Annotated in this window: 11 protein-coding genes and 1 pseudogene; 10 read left to right on the top strand and 2 right to left on the bottom strand. The window is 69.9% G+C overall.

Annotated elements, in window-relative coordinates; genetic code table 11:
- Nucleotides 1-96: 96 nt before the first annotated feature.
- Nucleotides 97-384, top strand: a pseudogene (locus tag ACWCQ1_RS47860) (IS200/IS605 family accessory protein TnpB-related protein); the annotation flags it as partial.
- 6 nt (nucleotides 385-390) lie between these two features.
- Here the strand turns inward: ACWCQ1_RS47860 and ACWCQ1_RS47855 are convergent.
- Entirely contained in the window at nucleotides 391-1,692 is a 1,302-nt protein-coding gene (locus tag ACWCQ1_RS47855; protein ID WP_451029596.1) for a cytochrome P450, read from the bottom strand.
- A gap of 404 nt (nucleotides 1,693-2,096) precedes the next feature.
- Nucleotides 2,097-2,804, bottom strand: coding sequence for a TetR family transcriptional regulator (locus tag ACWCQ1_RS47850; RefSeq protein ID WP_451029595.1), 708 nt, complete (start codon nucleotides 2,802-2,804; stop codon nucleotides 2,097-2,099).
- A 1,829-nt stretch (nucleotides 2,805-4,633) separates the two neighbouring features.
- On the opposite strand from ACWCQ1_RS47850, the gene ACWCQ1_RS47845 reads away from it, so the two are divergent.
- The 9 genes from ACWCQ1_RS47845 to ACWCQ1_RS47805 all read left to right on the top strand — a co-directional run bounded on the left by ACWCQ1_RS47845 (nucleotide 4,634) and on the right by ACWCQ1_RS47805 (nucleotide 13,414).
- Complete coding sequence (locus ACWCQ1_RS47845) at nucleotides 4,634-5,794, top strand: MFS transporter (RefSeq protein ID WP_451029594.1); 1,161 nt, start codon at nucleotides 4,634-4,636, stop codon at nucleotides 5,792-5,794.
- 14 nt (nucleotides 5,795-5,808) lie between these two features.
- On the top strand, nucleotides 5,809-6,204 hold the full coding sequence (locus tag ACWCQ1_RS47840) for a hypothetical protein (RefSeq protein WP_451029593.1): 396 nt from the start codon (nucleotides 5,809-5,811) through the stop codon (nucleotides 6,202-6,204).
- 128 nt (nucleotides 6,205-6,332) lie between these two features.
- Nucleotides 6,333-7,550 (top strand): MFS transporter, encoded by a 1,218-nt coding sequence (locus tag ACWCQ1_RS47835; protein WP_451029592.1) that lies wholly within the window; start codon nucleotides 6,333-6,335, stop codon nucleotides 7,548-7,550.
- Nucleotides 7,551-7,567: 17 nt separating this feature from the next.
- Entirely contained in the window at nucleotides 7,568-8,560 is a 993-nt protein-coding gene (egtD, locus tag ACWCQ1_RS47830) for an L-histidine N(alpha)-methyltransferase (RefSeq protein ID WP_451029591.1), read from the top strand.
- Nucleotides 8,561-8,615: 55 nt separating this feature from the next.
- Nucleotides 8,616-9,884 (top strand): ATP-grasp domain-containing protein, encoded by a 1,269-nt coding sequence (locus ACWCQ1_RS47825; RefSeq protein WP_451029590.1) that lies wholly within the window; start codon nucleotides 8,616-8,618, stop codon nucleotides 9,882-9,884.
- 56 nt (nucleotides 9,885-9,940) lie between these two features.
- Nucleotides 9,941-11,230: a hypothetical protein gene (locus ACWCQ1_RS47820; RefSeq protein WP_451029589.1), complete on the top strand. Its 1,290-nt coding sequence runs from the start codon at nucleotides 9,941-9,943 to the stop codon at nucleotides 11,228-11,230.
- A 39-nt stretch (nucleotides 11,231-11,269) separates the two neighbouring features.
- Nucleotides 11,270-12,100 (top strand): tryptophan synthase subunit alpha, encoded by an 831-nt coding sequence (trpA, locus tag ACWCQ1_RS47815; protein ID WP_451029588.1) that lies wholly within the window; start codon nucleotides 11,270-11,272, stop codon nucleotides 12,098-12,100.
- A 40-nt stretch (nucleotides 12,101-12,140) separates the two neighbouring features.
- Nucleotides 12,141-13,163: a hypothetical protein gene (locus tag ACWCQ1_RS47810; protein WP_451029587.1), complete on the top strand. Its 1,023-nt coding sequence runs from the start codon at nucleotides 12,141-12,143 to the stop codon at nucleotides 13,161-13,163.
- Complete coding sequence (locus ACWCQ1_RS47805; RefSeq protein WP_451029586.1) at nucleotides 13,160-13,414, top strand: hypothetical protein; 255 nt, start codon at nucleotides 13,160-13,162, stop codon at nucleotides 13,412-13,414. The genes ACWCQ1_RS47810 and ACWCQ1_RS47805 overlap by 4 nt, the downstream gene beginning before the upstream one ends.
- The last annotated feature ends 65 nt before the right edge of the window (nucleotides 13,415-13,479 follow it).

Here is a 13,479-nt window from a genome sequence, read left to right as displayed (position 1 = left end):
CCTAGAGACACGCCCTCCAGGCGGACACACGCACGTCCGCCCAGGTCAGACCCCGGATTTGCCTCTCCAGACCACGGAATTATGTCGAACCCGGGTGACACGGCAGCCGTGGCGATCGGAAGGCGCGCCCTGGAGCGCCCGATCCGGCGTCGGACCGCACCGCCCCCCTGCTCACCGGAAAGATGAGCAGGGGCATCGGACCGTCCAGGCCCGACCGGGCGTCCCGGGGCGTGAGGAAACCCGCCCCGCATCCCCGGGCCACGGACACGATCCGTCCGCGCCGGACGTGGAGCAAAGGCGGGCGACCAGCGTGCCCAACATCGTTCGGGGCACGCGGCTGAGCATGAGTCCTGGCGACAGGGCTCACTTCCGCTCAGTCTTTAGGAACAGTCAGGGGGCGGTCAGATGGAGGGATGTCATGCGTCGAAAAACAACGCGTGGCGCCCATTGTGCAGGGGCGGTGATGTTCAGGCGGAGGGGGCGTTTGAGGAGGCCGGTAAGGAGGGTGGTGGCTTCCATGCGGGCGAGGGCGTTGCCGAGGCAGTAGTGAATACCTGCGCCGAATCCGAGGTGCGTGGACGGACCGGTCGTCGGTGGGGTGCCGGATTCGCGCGGCCCGCGGCGGCGGCGGCGGACGTCGAGCAGATGAGGATCGGTGTACCGGGCGGGGTCGTGGTGTGCGGCGCCGATCAGGAGGTGCACAATTTCGCCTGCGGATACGGCGATTTCACCGAGGTGGGTGTCGGCGGCTGCGACACGGCTGATGAGATGGATGGGAGCGTCGTAGCGCAGTACTTCTTCGATCGCGTCCGGGATCAGTTCGGGTTGTGAGCGTATGGCGTCCATTTGGGACGGGTGCTCGAGCAGCAGGCGGACCACGTTGGCGAGCAGATGCGATGTGGTTTCCAGCGCCGCCAGGATCATGAACAGAGCCAGGGAGTGGACTGCTGCGTCGGCCGCGTCGCGGTCGGCTTCCTGCGCGTCCCAGGTGTGGATCCACTGCGAGACGGGATCGTCGCCGGGCCTCCTTCGGCGTTCCTTGATGAACTCTCGGAAGTACGCGCGTAGTTGGGCTGTTGCTGCATCGGAGAGAGCGAGTTCGCTGGCCGTGGGGAACAACTCCTGTGTGTGTACCTGGTCATGGGTCAGGGCGCGCAGGAGTGCGTAGTCGGCCGGGGGCAGGTTCATCCATTGTCCGATGGTGATGACGGGGAGTTCCTCGCTGACGAGGGTGACGAAGTCCGCCGCCCCGTCGTGCAGTCGTTCGGTGAAGTCATTTAGAAGGTGGTCGACCGCTTTTTCTACCGTGCGGTGCAGCGCGAACAGTGTGCTCTGGTCGAAGGGGTTGCCGAGGACCCTGCGTATCCGGGTGTGGTGGGGCGGGTTGAGGAGCGGAAGCGTCTGGCTCATTTGCAGTGAGGCGGGTGAGCCCCATCGGGTGCTGCTGAACTGGCGGGAGCGCCAGGCGCGGTCCGGGACAGTCCATGTTTTGTCGCGCAAGATGGAATGGCAGCGCTGGTAGGACGTGACCAGGTTTCCGCCCCAAGGTGCCGGAATTACCTCGCCCATCGCGGTTACTTGGGTGTAGATGGGCAGTGGATTTGTTTGGCCGTTGCTTGTGCGTAGCCGGGAGAAGAGCTGGATCAGCGCGCGTCGCGGGTTGATTGACGGCGCAGCCGCAGCGGAATCCAAAGGGGCTCCTTCTCGCAAGATCTCACCTTAATCGCGAGCCGTGCCTACCCTTACAGTTGAACGTTCATGCACAAGACCTGATCTGGTGCCTGTTGCGCGAATCACGTTTTGACTGCACCAAGAGGCCGTGCTGTGTCTTTTCTGTGTGCCGCACTCCGGCAGTCTCTGCGACCCGGCTGTCAATGGGACGCATCGCCATCAATCCGGGGGCGAGACCAATAAAGGGCATCGAATGTGGAGCCAGCGGCAGCATCCGACTCTGTCCGATAGTGGGAGGAAACCATTCAGCGTCGCGGGGTGAATCGCCCTCCGGGTGACGGGGTGGAAAGCAGCTTGAGGCCCGGCAACCGTATGCTATTTCAACTGTACGGTTGCCGGGCGAGGGTGCAGGGTGATCCGTCGCCTCACTCGTCGGCAGCGTCTGGTTGTGGCTGTCCCTCAAGAAGAAATTCGGTGTAGAGCTTTTCTCCTCGGTCTACCGAGAAGTCGACGAACGGGAGGACCTCTGGAACTGCGATCGCACCGAGGAGGTTCTGGTAGGCCCGCGAGACGTGGGTCTCGACGTGATCGAGGCCGCCGTCGAGGACGATCGCAGTGAGCACCAGTCCGGACCATGTGCCGGGGATCTGCCGGGCCTGTTCTTCGGGGATGACGTGGGGCCGCAGTTCCCCCTTCTGCTGGGCTTCTGTCAGCTGACCGGTATTGAAAATGACCCAGTCCGGCCAGGGGGTTCCGTATTCCTCGCTGGAGCCGTATTCGAAGGAAAGTTTCAGGGCGGCGAGAAGTGCGTCCTCGCGGGCGATTCGGTGTGCCAGGATGATGCCGATGTCATAGATTTCTTGGACTGTGAGGCGCTGCGGACGGAGTCCGTCCATCGTCAGGGTGTTTTCCATGATGTGCCTCGCTATGTCCCTTTTGCCTTCGGGGAAGTAGCTGTAGAAGAAGCTTTTACTCGATTCCGCTTCGAGGATGATGTCGCTGAGACTGGCTCCTCGGTATCCCTTTGTGACGAATTCTCGCGCAGCGGCGTTGATGATGCGCACCTTCGCATCGACCGCGCGCTGCTGAATCTTCCGGGTCGTCTTCTGTTCGGTCATTTTCTGGCCGGTCATTTCTCGCCTTCGCCGCCGATCCGTGAGACTGGGACCGCGCGCCCTGTCTGGATAGCTGATTTCGGGGGTGCCCGTCGAGAGGTTCTGCGGGCAACTTGTTCATACAGTGATCACGTGGAGGGGGATTCGTTCCAGCGCTGTGCCGCAGGCCGGGCAGGGCGCCGGTTTCCGTAACTCGCGTGCGGTTCTCGCGTTAAAAAATAGGAGGATCTCGCAGCCGGTCGGGCACACGGCATACCCAGAGATCAGTTCTCCGATGGCTGCTTGGGTGCCGGTGGGGTTTGGTGTGCCGGAAGAATTGGTTTCTGCGCACATTGTTCCTCCACGGTGATGGGGAGTTGCTCGTGTGGGCTGGCGCGGCGGGCAAGTCATGGGACCGATGGGCGCAGGTGCGGATGTGTGGTGTCCGTGCAGGGACTCCGAGGCCGGGCACGGCCGCTACGCCGGCTGATCCGCCGGGGGATCGCAGGCGCTTGCGCTGCGGCAATTTGCTGCCGAGCCGGTAACAACTGGGCCTCCCGGTAGTGCTGAGGTCACTGTTCGCTTGACGTGTGCTCACCAGAGTCCCAGACTTGGCGCCGAAAAGTAAGACCGCACAGTCCCGTGAAGCCAGTTCGGTCCGAGCAGATCTAGGACATTTCGCCTCAGGGGGGCGAGAGAGGTCGAGGTCTGTGGGTGCCTGGCAGTTTGCGTGAGCTGGGTGCTTGAGCCGTACTCCGCAGGATTCACGAGCCTTGGGGATACAGACCGCAGCGGTCATCGGTGACTGCGACGGGTGGGACGGATCAGTCTTCTTAAGACCGGGTGGTCTTCTTAAGGAGGGTGAACGGGATGGTCTCCTCGCCGCACCGCAGGGGCCCGCGCCGCCAGTGGTACCGACGGCCCAGACCAGCACGGGGAGATTGATGCTTTGCGATCGTGACGCCACGAAGGCGGTCGGCACACGCAACGACCGACAGCTGCCGCGCCAGGCCGTGCCCTGAGCGGGCGGCGCTGACGCCGCCCGCTGGCTGGCTCTCCCGTGGAGGCCCTCTCACAAGCCTGACGATCTCTGTTGGCCCAGAGGTGGTCCGGGCCTTGGGTGTCCACGGTGCGCACGGCCCGCAGATGCCGCGGAGCACATATGACGAAGGCGGCCGCCCCCTGTTGGCCCAGGGGACGGCCGCCCGTAGCGACTCCAGCGAGGAGTCATCGCACCACCAGAACCGGATCAGTAACCAACCTGGGGCGCTCGAGGCGTGTTGGCGCACGCCGCGCACAGGATAGGCCACGGCGCCCTCTCACGCAGGTGCCCGTCGGCCGTCGTGTGCCGAGCACCCAGCACCTCACCATGGAGGCTGCTGTGTCTTTCCCTTTTCGACGCCATCCCGCGCCGCGGAGTACGGCGCGACCCGTCGTTTGCGCCCCTGAGGGCTTCGTTCCCGCGGCCGGGCCGGGCAGCCCTGGCCGCGAGGCGCACCACGGTGCGCGCTGCCGGCGGAGTCTGGCACCGCGCCTGAGCCGGTCCTCCTGACTTCCGGGCTCAACTGCCGCCTGATGGCGGCTGTTTGAGCTAGCCGAGTGTCCAGCATGGCTTCCGGCTGCACGGCCGTGTGCCTGCTGACGCTCTCGCTCCCCGGTTTTCACGCCAGTGCCGTCGCGTTCGCGCCCTGAGCCGACCCCTGGCCCCTGTTGCCCGCCCCCACCGGTCCGGCGCCGCCTTTCGGTGTCCTGGACTGCTCTCGGGAGTTGCCTTGCCATCGACCGACCTGCCTGCCCGTACCTCTCCTGTCCGCCTCCCGGCTTCTGCCACGCGACCACGCCAGCCCAGCGCCGTCTGGGTGCTGGTCGTGGGGGCGAGCGCAGTGCGCGCGGCCGGTTTCGCCTACCCCTTTTTGTCCTACCGCCTGAGTGAACTGCACTTTCCCGCCCGGGGTGTCAGCGGCGTCCTCGCGGCCTTCGGCGTCGGTTGGCTGGTCGGCCAACTCGTGTGCGGACGGCTTGCCGACACGCTGGGGCGCCGGACTACGTTGGTGAGCGCCCTGCTGGTGTCCGCCGCGGTGCTGCCGCTGCTCGCGCGGGCGACGGCGCCGGTCGCGGTCGGCGCGGCGGCCGTCATTGCGGGGATGTGCTACGACGCTCCCCGGCCGGTGATCTCGGCATTCGTGGCCGACGAGATCACCGACGAGGCCACGCGCGCCAGGATCAGCGGCTGGCGGCATTTCGGCATCAACGTGGGCGCCGCGGTGACGGGTGCCGTCGGTGGTCTGCTGGCGGATTCCGCCGGCCTGTCGGCACTTTTCTGGATCAACGCCGTGGCCTGCGCCGTGTTCGCCGTCGTCGTCCTGGCGGTCCTGCCCGGCGACCGGCCCGCGCCCGGGCCGGTCGACTTCGCCGCCGCCGGGCCGGTGAGGGATGGCCGGCTGTGGCTGCTGTGGCTGGCCAGTGTCCTCTCATTCGTTCCGGTGGCGGGCGTTTTCAGCATTCTGCCGCTGCTGATGGAGCACTCCGGGCTGCCGGCATCCGCGTACGGCTGGACGCAGGTCGCCAGCGCCGCCACGGTCCTGCTGCTGTCCGTGCCGGCCACCGACTGGCTGGCGCGTCGCACCAGGTCCTCCTCCATGGTCGGGCTGCTGGCCGCCAGTTCCCTGGTGCTGGGTGCCGGTATCGGCTGCGCGGGCCTGGCCTCGTCGGCACTGCAGTACGCCGCGGCGGCCGCGGCGGCAGTCCCGGGCGAGATCACCGCCATCGTCGCCGCGCAGGCGGTCGTGGACTGGATCGCCCCGCCGCAGGCACGCGGCCTGTACGCGGGCGTGTGGGGCACCAGCCTGGCCACCGCCGTGATCTGCGCTCCCGTCCTCGCCGGCTTCTCGCTCGCCCGGGGCGGGCCCGGCCTCGTTGCCGTCACGACCTTCTCCTGCGGCGCTCTCGGCGCCGTCACCTGCCTGCCGCTTGCCGTGCTCGTTAACCGGCACCGCACACGGCCGTTCTCCCCCACCACCCCACGATGAAAGGAAGTCCTCGCATGCGTACGACGCACCGCTTTGTCCGGTATTCCCTGCCTGTCGCTCTCGGTGCGGCCGCCACCGTCGCCGCCCTGGCCACCACACCGGCCAGCGCCGACTCCGGCTGGTGGTACAGCACCAACGGCGGCGCCAAGGGCCGCTTCATCGCCGCCGGCGACAAGACCACGGCCTGCGACATCAAGGCGGACGGCTACCTGGCGCTCGTGCAGATCCTGACGATCAACGACTCGCTGTTGTACCGGGTGGCCGACACCAAGGTCGACGGCAAGTGCACCACGAAGGGCGCCGCCTATTTCGATCTGCAGGAGGGCGCCACCTACAAGATCGAGGTCTGCACGGTGAAGACGGGTGGACGGCCCGTCAACTGCTCCAGCCAGCACCAGTTCACCGCCTGACTCATCCCCGAGGAACGCGGCTGCCCGCCATCCGCCGCGGGTAGTGGCGCTGTCCGGCCGCCGTGTGCCAGCCCCTTTCTTCCTGGAGTCCTTTCGTGCCGTGCCTTTCTGTCACCGCCAGCCGTGCCGTGCCTTCGGTCACCTACGGCCAGGTGCTGCGGGTTCCGTATGCCACCCGGCTGCTGCTGAGCACGCTGCTGGGCCGGTTGCCGTCGGGGATGGCACCGCTGGCGGTCGTTCTGGCGGGTGGGCACCGTGACGGCTACGGCGCGGCCGGGGCGTTGGCGGCTGTGTATCTGGCGGGCAACGCCGTCGGGGGCCCTGTGCTGGGCAGGCTGGTTGACCGGCTGGGCCAGCCGCGGGTGCTGACGGTGAGCGTGGTGGTGGCCAGTGCGGGTTTCGGTCTGCTCCTGGTCGATGGCGGCCGGCTGCTGGGCGCGGTGGTCGCTGGCCTGGCGCGGCCGCCGCTGGATGCGGCCCTGCGGGCGACGCTGTCGTCGCTGATGCCCGACGGGGCGCACGAGCGGGTCGTGTTGTCCCTGGACGCCTCAACGCAGGAAATTGTCTATATCGCCGGTCCGCTGCTGGTAGCGGGCCTGGCCGAGGTGGTGTCCGCGCAGGTGGCGCTGGGGGCGACCGCGGCGGCGGGCCTGGCAGGAACCCTGCTGGTGGTCAGTGCCCCGCCGGCCCGGGCGTGGACACTGCGGCCGCGTGGTACGGGCTGGCTCGGCCCTCTGCGCCACCGCGGTCTGCGCCGTCTGTATGCGGCCATGGCGTGTGCCGGCGTGCCGATGGGTGCGATCGTCCCGGTTGCGGTGGCCCGTGCCGAGGACCTGCATGCCCCGGCCCTGGCCGGGCTGCTGCCCGCGGTGCTGTCCGTCGGTGCGGTCGTCGGCGGTCTCGCCTACGGCGCGCGGTCCTGGCCGGGGTCGGTCGTGGTGCAGCTGACGGTGCTGTGCGCCGGTTGGGCGGCGGGCTGGCTGCCGCTGCTGGCCACCACCGGTCCGGCGGCCGCGGTCGCCGCCTGCCTGCTGCCGGGTTTCGTCATGGCGCCCCTGCTGAGCGCGGCCTACCTGATCACCGCCCGGCTGGCTCCCGCGGGGATGGCCACCGAAGCGGGCGCGCTGCTGGTGGCGGCGCTGGACGTTGGCTGCGCCGTGGGAACGGCCGCCGCGCTCCTGCCCGCAGGGGCGTGGCTGCTGCCGGCCGGCGGCGCGGCCGCCGCTGTCCTGCTCATCGGGCCCGCCCTCAAGCCCTCCCGCCTCCCGCCCGCCGTGGCGGCAGACGCCCAGGAGGCCGCGCCCTCCATCCCGCACGCTGCGCACGTTCCTCACGTTTCGTCCTGACCGGAAGGCCTGATCCGATGCCCATGCCCACCCGCACACCCGCCACCCCTGTCGCACCGCCGCCGGCGCATCTGGCCGCGCTGCGCTTCGACGTCATCCACGGCCTGAGCGGCCGCCCGAAGACCCTGCCGTCGAAGTGGCTCTACGACGCCGCCGGTAGCGAGTTGTTCGAACAGATCACCCGGCTGCCCGAGTACTACCCCACCCGCACCGAACGCGCCCTGCTCTCCAAGGCCGGACCGGCTCTTGCGTCTGTCACCGGTGCCCGCTCCCTGATCGAGCTGGGCTCGGGCTCCGCGGACAAGGCCAAGCTGCTGCTGACCGCGCTGGCGACGACCGTGACCACCTATGTGCCCGTCGATGTCAGCGCCAGCGCCCTCGAGCACGCCACCGCCACCCTGGCTAGCGTCTGCCCCCAGGTAGAGATCACCCCGCAGTTGGCCGACTTCGCCGCGCCCTTGGACGTGGAGGTGGCCGGACCCCGGCTGATCGCCTTCCTCGGCGGCACCTTCGGCAACCTGCTGCCCGACGAGCGCGCCGCCTTCCTCGCCTCCCTCGCCTCGCGCCTGGAGCCCGGCGACTTCCTGCTGCTCGGGGTCGATCTCGTCAAGGACCCCGCCGTCATCGTGAGGGCCTACGACGACGCGGCCGGGGTGACGGCCGCCTTCAACCGCGGGATTCTGCACCGCATCAACCGGGAGCTGGCCGCCGATTTCCACGTCGACGCGTTCGCGCATGTGGCCGTCTGGGACGAGGCCAACGAGTGGATCGAGATGCGCCTGCGTTCCCTGCGCGCGCAGACCGTCACCCTCGCCGAGCCCGGTCTGGCCATCCACTTCGACGCGGGTGAAGAGCTGCGCACGGAAGTGTCCGCGAAATTCCGGCCTGAGGGCCTGGCCCGGGAGGTCGAGGCCGCCGGAATGCAGCTGCGCGCGCTGTGGACCCCCTCGGATCACCTCTTCGGACTCGCCCTCATCTCCCCCGTCTCCCCCGCACCGTTGCGGCCCTGACCCGCCGACACCCGCCACCGCGGCCCACGCGGCCGCTTTCTATCGAAAGGACACCATGGCCTCCCCCACAACTCCCGGTCCTCTGCTCGTTCTGGGTGCCGGTTCGCAGCTCTACCGTGAGCACGGCCTGAGCCGACTCGCCGCCGTCCGGCCGCTCGTGCTCGCCGACCCCCAGCCGCCCGCCTGGATCCGCCCTTACGTGGATGAGCAGCTGGCCATCGACCTCGCTGACACGGAGAGTGCCGCACTGGCCATCAAGGCCTTCGCCGCGCACACGCCGCTGGCGGGGGTGTGCACCTATCTCGAGCATCATGTCGAGTTCACCGCGCATCTGGCCGGTCAGCTCGGTCTGCCCGGCAATCCGCCTGCGACGATGGCCGCCTGCCGGGACAAGGCGCTCACCCGCAGCCGTTTCGCCGAGCACGGCGTCCCCTCGGCCCGATCCGTCCTGGTCGCCGATGAGGATGACGCCGTCGAGCAGGCCCGGCGCATCGGCTATCCGGTCGTCGTCAAACCCCGCGGGATGGGCGGCAGCGCCGGCGTGCTGCGTGCCGACCACGACGCGTCCGTCCGCGAGGCCTTCCACAGCGCGATGTGGGAGACGGTCCTCGGTCTGGATGCCTACGCCGCCCGCGGGGTGCTGGTGGAGGAGTACCTCGAGGGCCCGGAGATCAGCGCGGAGACCGTCGTCGTCGACCACCAGGTGCGCATCGTCGCCGTCACCCGCAAACAGCTGGGCCGGGAGCCGCGGTTCGTGGAGACCGGGCACATGGTGGATGCCCGCGATCCGCTGCTGGGCGACGACGCGGTCACCCAGACGGTCACCGACGCCGTACAAGCTCTGGGCATCGAACGTGGCGTGCTGCACGTGGAGTTGCGGCTGACCGATCGCGGTCCGGCCCTGATCGAGGTCAACGGCCGCCCCGGCGGGGACCTGATCCCGCTGCTGGTGGAGGAGGCCACCGGTATCGATCTCATGGCGGCCGCCGCGGCCCTCGCCTGCGGTACCCGGCCTGAGCTTTCTGCGACCCGGCAGCGGGTGGCCGCGGTGCAGTTCCTCTACCCCGCATTCACCGGCCGCCACGGACCGGTGCCTCCCCTGACCGACCTGCGCGCCCAGCCGTGGCTGGAGCGCCTGGTGTGGACTCGCCACCTGGGCGAGATGGTCACGGCCCCGCCGAAGGCCACGATCGGCGACCGGCTGGCGCACTGGGTGGTCACCGCCGCCACCGCCGAGGAATGCCGGCAGCACCTCAACCAGGCACTTCTGGAGGTCTCCGCCCCCACCGCCTTCACCGGGCACACCACCGGCTGCACCCGCTGACCCGCCCCCTCTCCCCGCCCGCTTCTCCTTTTTGTCCCCTCCTGCTGGGAGCCGTCATGCCTGTCCTCTCCGCCCCCGCCCCCGTTGGTGTGCGAGCCGACGCCGTCGCCGGCGTGGCGGCGGTCGTCGCCCCCTACGACGGCGCCGGCCCCTACCCGCCCGCTTTCGCCCGGCACGGCTGGCGGACGGTCGCCGTCGTACCCGAGCCGAAAGCCCGGCCGCTCGCCTACCACGATGCGGCCGTGCCAAGGGAGTTCGCGGCCACGGTCGTGCACCGGGGGCTGCGGCGCACGGTCAAAGCCTTGCGGGCGATGGGGGTTTCGGCGGTCGTCGCGGGCAGCGCCGGCGGCATCCACCTGGCCGAGCGGATTGCCTGGCAGCTCGCCTTGCCTGGCGCCGACCCAGTCTCTTGGCTGCTGCGCTGCGATCGCGGCGCGCAGGCCGAGGCGCTCGCCGCCCACGGGATTCCCGCGCCGCGCGGCATCCGCACTACGAGCCTGGCCGACGCTCTGGCCTGGGCGAGGGCGTGCCCGCTGCCCGGCTATCTCCTCGCCCCGGCCGCGACCGGCATCCCCGTCGGGGCGGTTGCCTGCACGAGCGAGCTGCAGATCAGCAGCGTCTGGCCGGCCCTGCGCCGCCTTGCCGCCGTTTACTCCGGCGCCGCGCACCTGGTGCTGACCGAGCCGCTGCCGCTGCGGCAGTACACCCTCAACACCACAACCACCGCCCGCCCCGGGCAGCGGCCGGAGCATGCCGTCACCGATGCGTGGGCGGACGTCTGCGGCGCGGACGGGCAGATGGAGCGCGCCGACCTGATGCCCGCCGGGGGACTGTTGACGCGGGCCCTGTCGATGGCCGCGGCCCGGGCGCTGGACGCGCTCGGTGTGGTGTGCGGCCCGGCCACCCTGCGCCTGGCCTACCCCACGGGCGAGGGGATGGACGCCGCGGACGGCCCCATGGTGATCTCCGCGGTCACGGCGCCGATGACGACCCTCGCCGACGAGGCGCTGACAGCGGCCATGGGCCGGGACCGCTACACCGACGTTGTGGACACCTGGATCCCGCCCTCCCCCGCCCCGTTGGTGCCCGCCCCCACCGGGCAGCACATCGTCCGGGCCCGCCTGCACCCCTCCCCCGCAACCCGGCCCTGGCTGGGCCGCTTCCTGCGGCAGCTGCCGACCGTGGCCGCCGTCCACGAAAACCCTGAGCCGCACACCGCAGCAGTCGCCTCCACCCCTGCGGCCGATGAGGTCGTGCTTTCCGGCGATCCGCGGGAGACGGAACGCGACTACCGGCTCATCCGGGCGCTGGAGCGCACCGAGCAGTTCCTGAAAGACCGGCCGTGACGCCCGTCTCTCCCCATCTGCCGCCCGAAAGGGGCTCTTGTGATCACGTCTCAGCCATCCTGGGCGGCCCTGCGCCTCGACCATGCCCTCGCGGCCAGCCGCGCCGAACAGCGGGCCGCGCTCGGCCTGTACCTGCCCGTCGGCTACCCCACCCGGCACACCAGCCTGGATGCCCTGCGGCTGATGGCGCACAGTGCCGACATCCTGGAGCTCGGCGTCCCTCACACCCAGGCCCACCTCGACGGTCCGCTGATCCAGCAGGCCGCCGCGCAGGCCCTGGCGGGCGGGTTCACCATGCGCGACGTGTTCGACGCCGCCGTCGAGCTGACCGCGACCACGACGACCGCCGTGCTCGTCATGTCCTACTGGCAGCCGATCGCCGCCTACGGGCCCGAAGCGTTCGTGCGGGACCTTGCGGCGGCCGGCGGTGCCGGCGTACTGATTCCCGACCTGCCATCCGCCTCGGCCGCCCACTGGCGGCACCTCACAGCCGAGGCGGGCCTGCACACCATCACGTTGATTCCGCCGCACGCCAGTGCCGCCCGTCTCGCTGCGATCGGCACCTCCACCAACGGGATGGTCTACGCCCCCGCCACCCCCGGCCTGACCGGGGCCCGGCGCCCCCTCAGCCCGTACCTGCCGCGCCTGGTGGGTCGGTTGCGCACCGCGACCGGCCTGCCCGTGGCTGTCGGGATCGGCATCAGCAGCCCCGCCCAGGCCGCCCAGGCCAGCGCCTACGCGGACGCCGTCGTCGTCGGCTCGGCGATCCTGCGCCGCATGAACGGCCAGCCCGACGCAGCCGCCGAAGCCGCCCAGGCCGCACGCGACTTCGCCGCCGCCATCCGCAGCGCCCACCGAACCCCGTCCTGACCCCAAGTCCAGCAACCCTTTGAAGGAGGAACACCTCACCATGCCCCAGCCCGCCCTCCGGCCCCCGCACCGGCGCCCGTTGGCCGCCCTCGCCCTCACCGTGGCGACGGCGATCACGCTGTCCGCATGCAGCTTGGGAGACACCGGCAGCCAACATCGGCCTGCCAACGCCTCACCGGACACCAGCGCGACAGGCGCCATCGACACCACCACCGCCCGGGAAGTGGTGGACGCCTACCAGGCGGCGAACAACGCGGCCAACGCCCGCCAGGACCTCAAGGGCTTGGCGCGGATCGAGGCGGGGATGGCCTACGCCCAGGACCGGGCCGACTACCAGCAGTGGAAGACCTGGTCGTCAAAAGAGCGGGCACGCTACTCCAGCGGCTTCCGCTACGAACAGCGCACCTACTACATCCCTGAGGCCGGCACGGCCACCTGGTTCGCGATGGAGGCCACCTCCTCCGACACGGCCAAAGCCCGGGGCCTGTTCGTGTTCGACCGGCGCGGCGGGCGCTACAAGATGGTGGCCGCCATCTACGCCACCAGCAAAATGCCGATCCCGAAGATCGCCTTCGACTCCCACGGACTGGCCACCGCCGTCGACCCGGCCCACAAGGTCGGCGCACTCGCCCCCCAGAACGTCACGGCGGCCGTGACCGATCTATACGTCACCGGCGGCACCAAGCAAGGCCGACAGCTCACGGCCACCCCCGCCAGCAAGGAAGCCGTCCGGCTGCACGACAACCGCAACCGGGGGAAAAAGAGCAGCTGGCGTACCGCCAGCTACTTCTCCGCCCAGCCCGCGCACCCACAGGTGTATGCGCTGCGCACCGCTGACGGCGGCGTCCTCGCCCTCGCCCCCGGCGCCTACACCATCGAATACCTGCACACGCGGTACCTGCACGGCGGACTGATCATCCCCGGCCCCCAGGAGGCCGTCTACAACGCCAGCCACCGGCCGGTCATCACTGACGAGTACCAGGGCGAGACCCTCGTCGCGCTGTCCCCGACCGGCCGAGCGAAGCTGATCGCCCGCGACCTCCGGCTGGTCGACTCCCGATGAACAGCGACGCGAACACCCCCGGCCACGCCACTCCACCGCCATGGGCCCCAGCGTACGGCGCGCACCCACAGCCCGAGCGGATCGCCTGGTACTCCGTGGACAACCCGGCCAGTACCCCGCCCGATCCTCCCTCGCCCCAACCGCCCGCACGCCGCGGCCTGTTGCGCAGGCGGTTGCTGCACGCGGGGCTCGCCGTCGCGCTGATCGTGCTGGCCTGTCTCACCGCACGCGCGCTCACCTCCGGCCACTGACATGCCCGCAGACGCCCCCGCACCCGAACTGCCGCCCCGATTCCCGCCACGCCACGCCTCGCGCC

The organism is Streptomyces sp. NPDC002144 (genome assembly GCF_053593695.1).
The sequence above is the reverse complement of the archived record's forward strand: the minus strand, read 5'-3'. Positions and strand labels throughout refer to the sequence as shown.